Source organism: Neptunicella plasticusilytica (genome assembly GCF_047922965.1).
GTDB classification, from domain to species: domain Bacteria; phylum Pseudomonadota; class Gammaproteobacteria; order Enterobacterales; family Alteromonadaceae; genus Neptunicella; species Neptunicella plasticusilytica.
Genome location: NZ_CP150481.1, coordinates 3,444,484 through 3,458,731, shown reverse-complemented (window position 1 = coordinate 3,458,731; position 14,248 = coordinate 3,444,484). Strand labels below are relative to the sequence as shown.

Sequence of the window (14,248 nt, the reverse complement as noted above, 5' to 3'; positions counted from 1 at the left end):
ATCGTAAACAAGTATTTAAAAGCTACCCACCAAATTTTAACAAACTTTTGTTTTTCACTTATCATTACCGCTTATCCTGTTCTTTTGCTCATAGTAGATGCGTTGCCAAAACCCGGTACGGATGATGCTGTCGCCTTCAGCGCCTTGCCTAAATCAGCTTGATTACCATCTAATCCATCATGAATCATGGACTCACTCGCTGCTCCAACTGCATTTAGTCCTCCCTCCATAACCATTTTTCCAGCTTTTCCTGTCGTTGCAATCATCTTTATTGCACTTACTCCAGATGTCACTCCTCCAATGGCTGCACTCGCTAATATTTTACTCCCATCAAAACCCTTGCCTGCGATAGCTTGTGATGTAGTTTCAGCTATTGCCCCTACTATTGCTCCAATAGCAAAATTTAAAAACTCTCCATCAGGATCAGTATATTTATACGGATTGTTATTCATATATAAATAGCGGTTGAACGACATGACAGGGTTTTCTGGTGTCCATCCAACTGGATCATTTGAATAGAAACGACCTATGACTGGATCTGTACAACGACATCAAAAGTGAGATCTGACAATGGCGTATTATAAGGGATGTGACACAAAAGCTGAGATCTGAGGACGCATTTTCTGTCATTAAAACTGAGATTTTTGCGTATTCGTGACGTAAAAAATGAGATTTAAATTGCTGATATTAATAAGCTTATTAGTATATTTTAAATGTTATTACAGATTGAAAAGAATGCAAGGGATTTGTTAGGGGGTTATTGTTATTCTGTGCCCCCAACCTAAGAAGTGAATGTCAGTTCAAAAGTAAGGCTTTACGGGGATCTCGTCCCTTGAGAAACGTAAAATTTGAGGGCGGCAAGTAACGCTTTTTTGGTTCAATCCATTGATTAAACTTCAGGAAATGAAGTACTTGATACCGACACTCAAATATTGATCTACCCAAGACTGGGTGTATTCCGACACTTTCCAATTGAGATGCCGTTGTTTGGAAATCCAATCCTCGCAATTCACAGTACCGTCCAAGGCAGAATAGCTTGTTTTCCATATTTATCAGATGTTTGATTCGGTAATATGTATGTCTTTGGTTCCACGGCATTGGGTGCAATAGATCGTGCTTAGCTAGCTCCCTTAGGTCAAATTCGCTCAGCCCAAATATGTCCATCACGACAGATTTTCTCAATTTTCCGTTAGTATCAGCAGTGAACGTTTTAAAGCAGAATTTCATCAATGCTGGTTTGTCGATATACGCTCGGTCAATTATCTTCTCGCTTCCTTCCCCAATCCTAACCAGATTTGAGTGACTAAAGGCAAAATGCCAAAATTGGCTCATGCTGAGATTGACCAACATGAGTTTTTCAATGAGTAAATTCATTGAATCAGGCAGTACATGGGTGAAGGTTTCAACTTCTTCCGAAACTTCGGTGACTATTCGGCTTACATCTCGTAAATCGACAAAGTTTTGAGAATAGTTGTTAGCGGCACCAATCGTTTTGAATGTATTGTTTTTGTATAACGCTTCTAAAACTTCAAGATCAATCCCCGATACCATTGATAAGCCTTCCAAAGTGATCCGGTAATTGAAGTAGCTTTTGATGTCTTCCTCATTGAGTGCTTTTAAATGCCGTCCCCTCTTAGATACAAAAGTTTCTTCTGGCATTTCGCTTAACAATTTTTCGCCGCTGAAGATTCCATCCTTAAAAGTCAGAGTATTAGAAAAGTAGTCGCGAGCATTTTTTAACTCCGGCCAATCTAGCATGGTGTGTTCGTCTAAAAAGACTATTCCTGCCAACGATGCCTGCACACCAAGGCCCTTTACCCGTGTCTGTTTCTGTTTGAAAACTTCGCTCCCCCAGTTTAATAGGGTTTCTTTGTCGGTCAGTAGTTTGAAAGCTTTTGAAAACAAACCAATCCAATCTGAAATTTCCTCGTTTTTGATCTGAGCAGGGATACAATCATAAGGACGAAGAATATATCCGGCAGCTAAAGCAAGATCATGAATAGCATCGAGTCTTTTATCCGAACGAAGGTCATATAACATTTTCTGATACTCTGGTTCATTCTGACTTACTCTGGGAAGGCAATGTCCACAGTATGAGCAACTTCCAGTCAGTAATTGCCGATCAAATGTCAGCTCATGATTACACTGGGGGCACTCAGCTAGCAGTTTAAGTGAATGCACTCGACAAGTAGCCGAGGTAACCAAGTTATGTTCTATAGGCGAACTCCCGCACTCAAGACAGTCAGGGCAGACCTTTAAATGATTAGATACTAAGGATTTAAAGTAACGTGTACTGTCATATTGGAATTCGGCGGGTGCTGCATAATCAATATCTTGTCCCGTTAATGCTTTAACTATGCTGCTGTATCCGATTAAGTGATTTTGCTGCCCTTGGGGCAGCCTTAATCTGTAAGCTTTAAGCATGATTCTTACATCTTGATAACCGTGCAGTTGAGCAAGTTTACAAAGATAGAGGGCAGGGTTTACCGACGAATCGGTTTTAAAGGAAAGTGGTAAGATCATTAGGCTGCATCCTGTTCAATTTTTGTCTTTGACTCTTTGCGTTTTTGAGACAGAAAAATCGAAGTTTTGAGCTGATCCAATTCCTTTTGAGACCTTGCTGTGAATGGGTTAATGGACGAAGTATTCCAAGAGTTAACTTCGTCATAGGCTTCTCCCAGAGTAGATAAGGTGATTTGTTGGCTTTCCTCGCAAACTTCTAGCGCCTCACAAAAGATTTCACTTAATCTACCGATGTAACCCTCTGAAGCGAGCCACAGGCGATTCATAATATCCGCGTCTAGCAGATTTAAGATTGAAGTGCCAAATTTTGCTTTTACCTGTTCGAAAATAGCCGTATATCCTTTCAAAATAGTTACCATTGCAGTGTTATCAGCGTATTCAACTGGTTTAAAGCGAATAGGGCTAAGTGCTCTCCGATACAATTGATCCTCTTCTTTTTGCATAGTGGTTGCTCGTGAAAAGCTATTTTCTACCAATGACAATGAGTTTTCTAAGCCAATCAGGAGCATCGGTATTTTTGTTTCATCTACAATATTTTTAATTGTGTCTGCGATATTTTGTGTTTTTGAGGATGTCGATTTGTTTGGCAACGTATGCTGAATCTCATCTATCGCGATTAGCTTCAGAGGCATGTTCTTCACCAATTCATTAAATTGATTGCGTAACTGATATTCGTTACCTACTGGCTTAACACCCAAACCTTCAATCAAGCACCAATATAGTGCTTTTGTATTGGCAGCAGAAGTCAGACGAATAGAGAGAATCTGCGGAAGATTCGCACCGCTAAACTCTGCAATAATTGGAGGATATTTTTTTTCCATTATTTCGAGCATTGCTGTTTTGCTGGTGCCGGAAGGTCCTACCAGCAATCGAATTCTGCCTTTAAGACCTTGGTTTTTCATCAGCTTTTCAATTTTATTTTCCGCATCTACAAGAGCTTGATGCCCAAACCGACGTTCTAGAAAAAATCTGGTAACTGGCTTTAATGTTAATTGATTATTCATATAGAAATACCTCTGTTGTAGTTGATTCATTGACTTGACGAAGATCGCTATCATTGGCTTTGTCGTTCAGTGGTGTAGTGGGTGTTCCTTCGCCGTAGAGAGGACCATCTTCAAAATCGAGTGTTGAAATTGGAGGTTGTGTCGCTAGCATATTGCCCAGCTCTTCATTAGCAGCCTTCCTTGAATCAGGAATATTGGCGGCGATATCGATAAAGGTGCCTTGACGAGGAGTTTCTCCATACCCAGACTTGTTTTCATAGGATATAAATGTCGGAGCGCCGTCATAGACCAACGTACCTTTACAAACTGCACGCAGTTGCTCGAATGACTTACCAGAGGATGATGGGCAAGTATTTGGAATTTCCAGCAGTTCTAGTCTTCCGGGACTTGCGCACATAGCTGGCGGTAGCACGATACAGATAGAATCTGCATCACTGGGGTTAACCAATACATCTACACAAAATTCCTTTTTGCTTACTTTTCTCTTATATGCATCATAGAAACTAAGTAACTTTGGCGAATTGAAACTTTGACCAAGATAGCGGAAGCCATCTTTCAGGTTGATTTTGCGATCTTTCAAACGCAAGCCTTTGTGTTTCTTCAGTTCGGCAATGTCATCGATCAACTCAGGTGGAAACGCTTCGATGCCTCGTGACCAAGCTTCGTTCGGGCTGATATTTCCTAAGCGCTCCTGAGGTTTTTTATGATATTCGCGTACAAAGTTGGCGAATTTCTGTCTGAATTGTTCAATTGTGAGATGCGCTTCATTTTTGACTGTCACATCTGTGTATTCATCGGGATTGAATTTACCTACGTAACCTTTGATTTCACGATAGAAATTATCACGGATGTAGCGGACGAAACGCTCGACAAAAGGTTTAGACCACGGACGGCGTACTTCTGTGATTTCGTATTCACACTGAATGGCGTCCAAAAAACCCCGTGTAGTTTCGGCCCGGTATCCGGGGCCTGCGTCCATAACAACCAGCCTTGGTAGGCCGAATTGGATGTAATCTTTTTCTAGCTTTTGAGAAATGGCGTGGCAGAGCATGCTGACGACATAACCTGAATGCTCTTTCTTAGTTCCAATATGATGGCAGTAGCCGAGTAAACTGCCAGTGCCCGTATCAAAGGCGAGATCCGTTGACACCGTACCAATGTAATAGACCTTGCCACTGATTTCTTCGACCAAACCAAGATTAAAATGTGCAGAATCTAGTTCAACTCGATCAAGCGGAGCGCCATTCTCATAATGATTGAGTACTTGTCTAAACTGTTTCTTGGCCTCACTTTCGCCTTTTCGAGCACGTACCTTTTCGAACTCGCTGATAGCATCAATTCGTCGTTGAAAAGTACGCAGGCTAGGGCGTTTATTAATAGGATAGCCTTTTCGTTCGTATTCTTTGCAAAACTTTTCATAGCAAAATGGTCTGGAAGGTCCAGCCAACTTTAAATAGTATTTTTTAATACATTTTGCGATCAGTTCTTCGATTTCTTGAGCGATCCGATTCGGATAAGTCCCAGATTTGCAAAGTACTTGGATAGTGGCATCATATCCATCTGCCACCCACTGTTTGTATTTTTTACATAAAGTAGAGCGAGGAATAGGCTTAGGAGCGTTAATCTCAGCAGCAACCTTCTCACTCACAAATGCAGCGTGTTTCGTGGGATTTTTATATTTATACATTTCAAAAAAATGCTTCTCCAACCTGAAAATTTCAGCTTGTTGTTCAGGTGTTGCTTTGGAACGATCCGCAGGTTGAGACAATGACCGTAGGACAGTCACATTATTCTTTTTAAGATCCTCGAAGAATTCTGAATAGGTACGTTGGAGTAGATTTCTACCGCGACGTAGAAAAAGGTACTGCTGTGATTCGTCAACACTAACGACATTAGCTTTCTCGCCACAGTAGATTAGCTCTCTGTTATTTAAAGAGTTGAGATTAATGCGCTCAAGCATAAGCCACCTCTACTTCACTTTTCAGTGAAAAGGGGGAATACAGATTGGTAGTAAAATAATTCTGCGCGACCAATGCCGGACCAAATGCACTAGTGACATTAAAATCCGCGCATCGTTGGTAAAGCTCACCAACAGTGCTCACCCTCTTCAAATGCGCGACAGCTTTTTCCATGTCAAAGCGCGAAAAATCATACTTTTTATAGCGATACAGCCTGCGTAAATTTTCGTTCCGAACGTCGTCAAAAAAGTCCTCTTCGGTTCTTACAAGCAAAGGAATGTGATAACGCGAGAGGAACATATCGTTGAGAAGGCCATGCTTTTCGATAAATTCATCGGACTGTGTGAAGCACTTAGGTTTCAATTCGACCAACTGATAGCTGCCTGATTTAAGTTTGATCAAAAAATCTGGTGTATAGACCCGTGTCCTTCCATTTACTTGGTATTCAAAACGCTGCGGTTGAGACTGCCACCGCTCAACTGTCGAGTCGAATTCAAGGTGATACATGTAAGAGATTTCGAAATAGCTCTCTGCTCTTACTGCCTGCCCACCATTCATGACAGAGGAAAAGAAGCGTGACTTCTTCTTTCCATAAAACTTAATGATTTTACTATTCATTCATACGATCCTTATACACACTACTATAGTGTTCACTTCGATCGTTGATCAGAAGGTGGATCTTTGTCAAGAATAATTGCACACTTTTGAAGTGTGATTTAATATTGTGAAAAATAATTGAGGAAACGAGTGAGCAATGAAACTCGGAGATATTGTTTCGATTGGTTCTGGTAGAACCTTTCGAACAGCGGTCAAAGAAGACGTGTCATCACCCTACAAGGTTTTGCAGTTAAGTAACGTTGACTATGAGGGCTTTCCTACCGGGATTGATTGGGAAGGTTTGCTTAATGTTGAAATCAAAGGTGCTAAAGGTGTTGCAACCCTTCAATCTGGCCAGATTATTTTGGTAGCCAAAGGCAGCAAAAAGCCAGCGATCTACTTAGATGACATTTCTGACTCAGTAATTGCCACTCAGCACTTTTTGATTATCAATGCTAAACCCAATGTTGAGGTAGATACCCGTTTCATCTGGGCATACATCAATAGCGAATATGCACAGCAGTGGATGATCAGCAATTCTGGCGGAAGCTATCAAAGCTCTCTGAGCATAAAAGTCTTATCTGAGCTACCCGTACCCAAAATAAGTCTGGAAAGACAGCAGATGATAGTCGATTGCTATTTGGCAGTGCAGCGAGAGCTTGAACTGTATAGCGCATTGACGAAGTCGAGAACAAACGAATTGAACAATGTATTTTCTGAACTGACAAAAGAGCAGTCACTATGATTTCAGAAACGTTAGTCATTGAAATAACTAAGGCTTTTATTGAGCATCGTCGTGGCGAATTTGTTAAGCCGGGAATTACTGAAAGAAAGCCCTTATTGGGACTGTTTTCTTTATTGCTCGCTCATAAAGTTGATTCAAGTCGGTTTAGTTTTTTTGAACAGGAAGAGTGGAGCAGTACCCTGACTTCTGCTGCGTATCTTGAAAATTTCTCAGATAGTTCTGTTGCTGAGCTTGTTATTAGTGAACTGAGCAAAATTAGCGAGAAGGGCTGGATGACAGTTGTTAATAAAGTCCAAACCGCCAGTCAGTTTCTACGGTTAAGTAGCTTATCTGTCATCGATGCTTTAACTCTGTATGAACGTGTACTACATCGATTGCAAGAAAAGGCACCCAAATCACCATTACAAGGTTCTTTTCCTTATCAGTATTGGGGAGAAGGATTTGAAAGCGTTTTAAAAGTCCTTGTAGAGCGCAATAGTGTTAAGAGTATCTATTCCCCCAATGCACACCGAGGGGAGTTGACGTCATACACATCAGCATTGATTCCATCTTCAACTGTTTTTTCTGAAACAGACGAACAGTCATCTACCTATGTGTATCAGAAACTGCTAATTACGGGAGCAGAGGAAGCTCATGTATATGAAAATTCCAGTCTAGATCAAGACACCGATATTGCTCCGAATAGCATGGATCTGGCCGTGACTGCATGTGTCGCCTCTGTGCAATCGCCAGCGCCGACTACATTACATAGAAATGAACTTAAGGGGTTCTTCGATCCCAACCGTATTGACTTGACGTCCCTTGGCAATAACCCTAGTAAAGAGTTTGCTCTGATTCAGCATATGCTTTGGGCATTGAAGGAAGATGGTTCAGGGATTGTATTCACTGGCAAAGGCCCTTTGCAGAGAGAGAAAGAAGCCTTAGTGAGAAAATCCCTACTGATGTCTGGGGCAATCGAAAGTGTCATCAAACTTGGCGATAACTTATTAGGTGGGCGCTCAACTTCTGTATATGCATTGTTACTTTGCAAGCGAAAGGCGGTTAATGAGCCAGTATTCTTTCTTGACGCATCTGACATGTTCGAAACCAGAAGCAGATATTCTTACCTGAGTGACGTGACTTTGTTCCATGAATCAATCGCTTCAAAAAGTAATGGTGTTACAGTGGAGCCGGAAAAGGTCATCGAAGGCGATGCAGTGCTTTTCCCGGAGTTTTACCTGTCTAAAACTACCGAGGTTAAGATGGTTGATATTGACAGGCTAAAACTAAAGCTAAAAGAAGCACAGAAAACCACAGACAAGTGTTTCGCATTGCTAAAAGAAATGCAGAGCTGAAATTTCAAAAGAATTTTAAATAAAAATTATTAATAGGCAATATGTATTGGCATAGGCCTGTTCAAGGACTAAGAAGTAATGTTTGAACAAACCTTTAAAAATATAGATGACATTCTGCACAAAGATGCTGGGTGTTCCAGCGAGCTGGATTACACCGAACAGACTTCATGGATGCTGTTCCTGAAGTATCTTGATGATTTGGAGTTTGCCAAATCACAAGAAGCTGAGTTGATGGATGAAGAATACAAGTACATCATCGATGAAGAGCACCGCTGGAGCAGTTGGGCCGCGCCTAAAACGGCTACTGGTGAGTTTGATCATGATAACGCTCTGACAGGTGACGACTTGATTGATTACGTTGATCAAGAGCTTTTCCCCTACCTGAAATCATTCAAGCAACGGGCTGATAATCCAAACACCATCGAATACAAGATCGGTGAGATATTTGGTGAGATAAAGAACAAAATCCAAAGTGGTTATTCACTGCGTGACGCACTGGAAAAAGTGGATGAACTGCGTTTTCGCTCTCAAGAAGAAAAGCACGAGCTGTCTCACTTATACGAAGTAAAAATCAAAAATATGGGGAATGCTGGCCGCAATGGTGGCGAGTACTACACTCCTCGACCACTAATCCGAGCCATGATTGACGTGATCCAGCCGCAAATTGGTGAAACCATTTATGACGGTGCCGCAGGCTCAGCAGGCTTCTTGTGTGAGGCCTACGATTACCTGCGCCAAGGTGGAGCTGAGAAGAAAAAGCTTAAAACCGATGAGTTGAAAATTCTGCAAGAGCGCACCTTCTACGCTAAAGAGAAGAAGTCGTTGGCCTATGTTATTGCAATCATGAATATGATTCTGCACGGCATAGAAGCGCCCAATGTGGTGCATACCAATACACTAGCTGAAAGGCTTCAAGATATTACCCCTAACAACCAGCACGATATCATATTGGCTAACCCACCTTTTGGTGGCAAAGAGCGGAAGGAGGTTCAGCAAAACTTCCCGATCAAAACGGGTGAAACAGCGTTTTTGTTTTTGCAGCATTTTATCAAATCGCTTAAGCCCGGTGGCCGTGCCGCTGTTGTTATCAAAAACACTTTTTTATCGAACACCGACAATGCAGCAATTGCCCTGCGGAAAGAGCTGTTAGAAAGCTGTAACCTGCATACAGTTTTGGATTGCCCAGCCAAAACATTCTTAGGGGCTGGTGTAAAAACAGTGGTGTTGTTTTTTACCAAAGGTGAGCCAACCCAAAGTACATGGTTTTACCAGCTCGATCCGGGTCGCAGTTTGGGTAAGACCAATCCGCTGAATGACAACGATTTGAAAGAGTTTGTCGAAATGCAAAAAAACTTTGCTGACTCTCCAAAATCTTGGTCAGTACCAATTTCGCAACTAGATGAGATCTCTTGGAGCTTGTCAGTTAAAAACCCGAATCAGGAAGATAAGACTGATTTAAGAAAACCTTCTGAGATAATTGATGAAATTATTTCGCTTGATAAGGAGAGTGAACTAGTTCTTCAAAATATACAGGGGTTGTTTGATGTCTAAATGGAAAAGAAAAAAAATTGGAGACATTCTAACACTTGAATATGGCAAGCCTCTAGACAAAAGCTTGAGAGTAGACAACGGAAATTATCCAGCTTATGGGGCCAATGGTGTTAAGTGCAGAACTAATGAATATTATTGTGACAAACAGACAATAATCGTTGGTCGCAAAGGGTCTGCTGGGGAAATTATTTTAACTGAAGAAAAATTCTGGCCTTTAGATGTAACTTATTTCGTTACTTTTGATGATTCACTCTATGACTTGAAATTTATTTTTTGGCTATTGAAAAAGCTGAATCTGCCTTCGTTAGCAACAGGCGTGAAGCCGGGCATCAACCGAAACAACGTATACAACATTGAAGTTGAGATTCCTGAGATAGAAGAACAAAAGCAGATTGTCGCTCGGCTCGACCAAGCATTCTCTGCTATAGAGAAAGCTTGCGAAACAGCAGAACAGAACCTACGAAATGCCAAAGAGCTTTTTGATTGCTATGTGGTAGAAGTATTTTCAAAGATAGATAGTTCTTGGCTTCACCTTAAGATGAGTGAGGTTTGTGTAGGAACCATAACAGACGGAACCCATCAAACTCCCAAGTATTTTGATGAGGGATATATATTCCTTTCATCTAAAAATGTTACGACAGGGGAGATTGATTGGGAAAATGTTAGGTATCTAGATGAAACGCAACATATCAAAATGCAAAAGCGTCTATCTCCTAAGTTAAATGATATTCTTTTAGCAAAGAATGGCACTACGGGGGTGGCCGCTATTGTGGATAGAGAAGTCGTGTTTGATATTTACGTAAGCTTGGCCTTGCTTAGACCCTCTGAAATGATAGAACCGAGATATTTGTTGCATTTTGTTAATTCTCCTCTAGCAAAAAAGCAGTTCGATAAAAGATTGAAGGGCATAGGAGTTCCTAATCTTCATCTTAAGGAAATTAGAGATGTGGTAGTAAGTCTCCCTAGCTCTCGCGAAAGTCAGCAGGAGATAGTTGCAAAAATTGATATGTTACTAGAACACCAAAAAGAACTTCAAAAAATTTACTATAGAAAACTACAAAAGCTTGAAGAGCTTAAGGCTTCGATATTACAAAGTGCTTTGAATGGTGAATTAACGAAAAGCAAAGGAGCTGCTGCCTGATGTATATCCCGAAGAAGAAAGCAAATCGTAATGAAGCGGAAACCCGCTCAGACCATATCGACCCACGCCTAGAACATGATGGTTGGGGGAAAGATAGCGATAGCCGGATTCGCCGGGAATTTGAAATAACTAAGGGCCGCATCTTGGTCGGTGGCAAACGCAGCCAACGCTTAATCGCCGACTATGTACTTATTTACAAAGGCCAGAAAGTAGCGGTAGTTGAAGCCAAAAAAGAAGGGTTGAGCTATACCGAAGGCGTTCGTCAGGCAAAGGATTATGCTGAACGATTACAATGCCGGTTTGCCTACGCGACTAACGGGCATGAGATCTATCAAATCGATATGCTAACTGGTGATGAAACTCTGGTTGACCGCTATTTGTCGCCAGAAGAAATCTGGGCATTGATTTTTGATAACGAGCCAGTTGGTACACCTGATTTCAAAAAGGTCTGGCGCGAGCGATTTGCTGAAATTCCCTTTGAGACCAAGGGCGATTGGCAACCTCGCTATTATCAAGAAAATGCGATTAACAAAGCACTTGATGCAATAGCTGCCGGTGAATCTAAGGTACTTCTGACATTAGCGACAGGAACGGGCAAGACCTGTATCGCCTTTCAGTTGTCTTGGAAGTTGTTCCAGAGCCGCTGGAGCTTAACTGCGCAAAAGAATCCAGATGCGGCCAAGCGTAGACCTCGAATCCTGTTTTTAGCAGACCGCAATATTTTGGCTAACCAAGCATTCAATGACTTCGGCCCATTTGGTGAAGATGCCATCGTGCGCATTGAACCGAGTGAGATCCGCAAGAAAGGTTCAGTCCCCAAAAATGCCAGCGTATTCTTCACCATCTTCCAGACGTTTATGAGTGGTCCAAAGGATGACGAAGGGAACAGCACACCATACTTTGGTGAGTATCCGGCCAATTTTTTTGATTTTATTATTATTGATGAATGCCATCGTGGTGGTGCTAAAGATGAGAGTAACTGGCGAGAGATCCTGAAATACTTCTCCCCAGCGGTTCAGCTTGGTTTAACGGCTACGCCAAAACGAAAAGATAACGTTGATACCTACAAATATTTCGGTGAGCCGGTATATAGCTATACGCTCAAAGAAGGCATTAACGATGGATTCCTGACTCCATTTAAAGTTTACTCCATCGTTGGCACGATGGATGAGTATGTCTATACGCCCGGTGATGGCGTGGTGGTACATGGTGATCCTGAACCCGGCAAAGTTTACAAAGAGGCTGACTTTAATAGGATTATCACTATACCCAAGCGCGAGGAAAATCGTGTTCATTATTGGATGGACTTGTTTAGGCCAAATGAGAAGACCATCGTGTTCTGTGCTACGCAGGAGCATGCTGGGCTGGTACGTGATTACATTAATCAATATGCTAAGAAGAAAGGCTGGATCACCAATAACAGCTACTGTGTACGAGTTACCGCTAACGACGGTGCGGCAGGTGAAAACGATCTGAAGACGTTTGCTGATAACGAAAAAACAATTCCGACCATATTAACCACTTCCCGAAAACTATCGACCGGTGTCGATGCCCGAAATGTTCGCAACATCGTTTTGATGCGCCCGTGTACCAACATGATCGAATTCAAGCAGATTGTTGGTCGCGGTACGCGTATGTATGAAGGCAAGGACTACTTCACTATTTATGATTTCGTAAAAGCACACCACAATTTTGCTGACCCTGAGTGGGACGGTGAACCAATTGAAAATATTGGTGATTGCAAAGGACCTCAGCCACCCAAGTCTCTTCGAAATAACGTTAAACAGTTTATTCAATCTCTTGAGGAAACTCCTCGCATTGAGAGTGAGAAGAAGACTGTGGAGAAGATTGAAGTACGTTTAAGTGACGGGAGAACTAGGCAGATTAAACATATCTCCTCAGTAATGTACTGGTTCGGGGATAAACCAATCACAGCGAAAGAGTTTGTCGAACGTCTGTTTTCAGATTTACCTAGATTCTTTGAAAATGAAGATCAGCTACGTGAGATCTGGAGTAACCCCACTACACGTGAAAAGCTTTTGCTTAGCCTGACTGAAGCAGGATATGACGAAGAAAAGCTCGAAGGCATGAAAGAGCTAATCGATGCCAAAAATAGTGATGTCTACGACGTGTTACGCTATGTTGCCTATGCCAGCGAAGCTATCTCAAGACATCAGAGAGTAAGCGCCGCACACCCTTATATCGAAGCTGCTTACAATGATGATAATCAACAGCAGTTTATCGACTTTATTTTAGAAAAATATATTGAAGATGGTGTTACGGAACTATCGCCCAGCAAGATGCGTAGCTTGATAGAACTAAAATACAACACCATTGGCGATGCTGTTGATTTGTTTGGTTCACCAGCAGCCATCAGAGAAACCTTTATCGGTTTTCAAGGATACCTATACAAGAATAATTAGAGACAAGGATTATGAGTTACAATCCGGTAAAAGAGGTACTGAGTGCAATTAGTGCAGAGGTATGGAAAACTATAAAGCGACAAAAATTTTATGGTTTAACTCCAAGTGAGGAAGCTATCACCAAAGAAAGAGTGATTATCCCTCTACATGATATTCCCAGTAAATATTTGACGACCAAGGAATTTAAGAAGCATGAAGAAGGGCTAAATGGTGCTGATTGGGAATGGGTTTTCTTATCTAAGGAGCGTGATCAGTGCTTTTCTATACGTGTTCAGGCGAAAGTGCTGAATCCGAACGATCTGGTTTACCACGAGTTGCATTACAAAAAAAAGGATGGTCGCTATCAGTCTGACGTCTTAATTGAAGAAGCGAAAAAAAGTAATGCCCTCCCGTTGTACTGTCTATACAACTATTTTGAAAATATCGAGAAAGACGACCTATGGACATGTCACTGTAATTACTCAGCTTATGATTATTACGGATGCACTCTGATTGATGCAGCCAAGGTCAGAGCTTTCAGAGCGGACAATCGAAAATCTTTAGATGACCTCAAGTCATACATGTTACCTATGCACTGTGCCATAACATGCAAAATGGACAACAGTCTTTCACTTCCAGAACGTGTGCGACAATACTGGAATGTTGTGATGGGCAACGAGCGGCCTCCAGAAAAGCAAAGAGAAAGAGACGATAGTGTGAGTTATGACATGTCAATCGATACTGACTCGCAACGCTTACTGAAAAAACAGGAAACAATAGATTTTCTCTTTAAAACCGACTCAGATTCGAATATCCCCAGTGACATTGTTGATCCGATAGCAAGAGTTAACTCTTTGATACCACCTGTTGTTTCTGGGATACCAGAACACATTCAACACATATTGAGGGGAGAAGAGGAGTTGGTTGATGCAGAGAAGCTGAATTTAAAAGCGATAACGATATTTTTTGATGAATGACAGTAAAAGGGATTTT

11 protein-coding genes are annotated in these 14,248 nt (G+C 41.6%); 6 read left to right on the top strand and 5 right to left on the bottom strand.

Features of this window, described 5'->3' with window-relative positions; all coding sequences use genetic code 11:
* Positions 1-71: 71 nt before the first annotated feature.
* From V1467_RS15525 to V1467_RS15505, 5 genes are all read right to left on the bottom strand, one after another.
* Positions 72-530, bottom strand: coding sequence for a hypothetical protein (locus V1467_RS15525; RefSeq protein WP_416308714.1), 459 nt, complete (start codon positions 528-530; stop codon positions 72-74).
* 265 nt (positions 531-795) lie between these two features.
* Positions 796-2,523 carry a hypothetical protein gene (locus tag V1467_RS15520; RefSeq protein ID WP_416305881.1) on the bottom strand — a complete coding sequence of 576 codons (1,728 nt, stop codon included), beginning with the start codon at positions 2,521-2,523 and terminating at the stop codon, positions 796-798.
* Positions 2,523-3,527 carry a TniB family NTP-binding protein gene (locus V1467_RS15515; RefSeq protein ID WP_416305880.1) on the bottom strand — a complete coding sequence of 335 codons (1,005 nt, stop codon included), beginning with the start codon at positions 3,525-3,527 and terminating at the stop codon, positions 2,523-2,525. Before V1467_RS15515 ends, V1467_RS15520 begins: the two co-directional genes overlap by 1 nt.
* Entirely contained in the window at positions 3,520-5,487 is a 1,968-nt protein-coding gene (locus tag V1467_RS15510) for a DNA-binding domain-containing protein (protein WP_416305879.1), read from the bottom strand. Before V1467_RS15510 ends, V1467_RS15515 begins: the two co-directional genes overlap by 8 nt.
* Entirely contained in the window at positions 5,480-6,103 is a 624-nt protein-coding gene (locus tag V1467_RS15505) for a Tn7 transposase TnsA N-terminal domain-containing protein (protein ID WP_416305878.1), read from the bottom strand. The genes V1467_RS15510 and V1467_RS15505 overlap by 8 nt, the downstream gene beginning before the upstream one ends.
* A 136-nt stretch (positions 6,104-6,239) precedes the next feature.
* Here V1467_RS15505 and V1467_RS15500 point away from each other — a divergent pair, with 136 nt between their 5' ends.
* The 6 genes from V1467_RS15500 to V1467_RS15475 all read left to right on the top strand — a co-directional run bounded on the left by V1467_RS15500 (position 6,240) and on the right by V1467_RS15475 (position 14,232).
* On the top strand, positions 6,240-6,827 hold the full coding sequence (locus V1467_RS15500; RefSeq protein ID WP_416305877.1) for a restriction endonuclease subunit S: 588 nt from the start codon (positions 6,240-6,242) through the stop codon (positions 6,825-6,827).
* Complete coding sequence (locus V1467_RS15495; protein WP_416305876.1) at positions 6,824-8,161, top strand: N-6 DNA methylase; 1,338 nt, start codon at positions 6,824-6,826, stop codon at positions 8,159-8,161. The genes V1467_RS15500 and V1467_RS15495 overlap by 4 nt, the downstream gene beginning before the upstream one ends.
* Before the next feature lie 78 nt (positions 8,162-8,239).
* Complete coding sequence (locus V1467_RS15490) at positions 8,240-9,712, top strand: N-6 DNA methylase (RefSeq protein ID WP_416305875.1); 1,473 nt, start codon at positions 8,240-8,242, stop codon at positions 9,710-9,712.
* A complete protein-coding gene (locus V1467_RS15485) occupies positions 9,705-10,853 on the top strand; it encodes a restriction endonuclease subunit S (protein WP_416305874.1) in 1,149 nt (382 codons plus the stop codon). Before V1467_RS15490 ends, V1467_RS15485 begins: the two co-directional genes overlap by 8 nt.
* Positions 10,853-13,276, top strand: a complete 2,424-nt coding sequence (gene hsdR, locus V1467_RS15480; RefSeq protein WP_416305873.1) for an EcoAI/FtnUII family type I restriction enzme subunit R — start codon at positions 10,853-10,855, stop codon at positions 13,274-13,276. Before V1467_RS15485 ends, hsdR begins: the two co-directional genes overlap by 1 nt.
* Before the next feature lie 11 nt (positions 13,277-13,287).
* Positions 13,288-14,232, top strand: a complete 945-nt coding sequence (locus V1467_RS15475; protein WP_416305872.1) for a DUF6615 family protein — start codon at positions 13,288-13,290, stop codon at positions 14,230-14,232.
* The last annotated feature ends 16 nt before the right edge of the window (positions 14,233-14,248 follow it).